The sequence below is a fragment of the Rhizobium sp. SVR5-9E genome, assembly GCF_056755095.1.
Map to the genome: position 1 here is coordinate 1 of NZ_JBNDHS010000820.1, position 231 is coordinate 231.

A 231-nucleotide genomic window follows, 5' to 3' on the forward strand; every position below is an offset into this window, starting at 1 on the left:
CAGGAATGATATTTCCGTTATTGTACCATTGATACGTGTCATAAATGATAGGATCGACATTAAGAATAATTCCGGGTACGCAGTCTCCGCCTGATTTTAAAATCACAGGTTGCGTAGGAAATCCTGCGAAAAACCCTCCGTATCCTACAGCGTCACTTCCTGCATTGATTCCTGCCATGATTGCTTTGGATGAAACAACTTTTATGGTACCGGTTGTATTCGGAATGCCTT

Annotated in this window: 1 protein-coding gene; it reads right to left on the reverse strand. The window is 42.0% G+C overall.

The window, feature by feature from the left end; all coding sequences use genetic code 11:
* Positions 1-231, reverse strand: a 231-nt coding sequence (locus tag ACPYOJ_RS37125) for a hypothetical protein (protein WP_481420649.1), incomplete at both ends; no start/stop codon positions are given.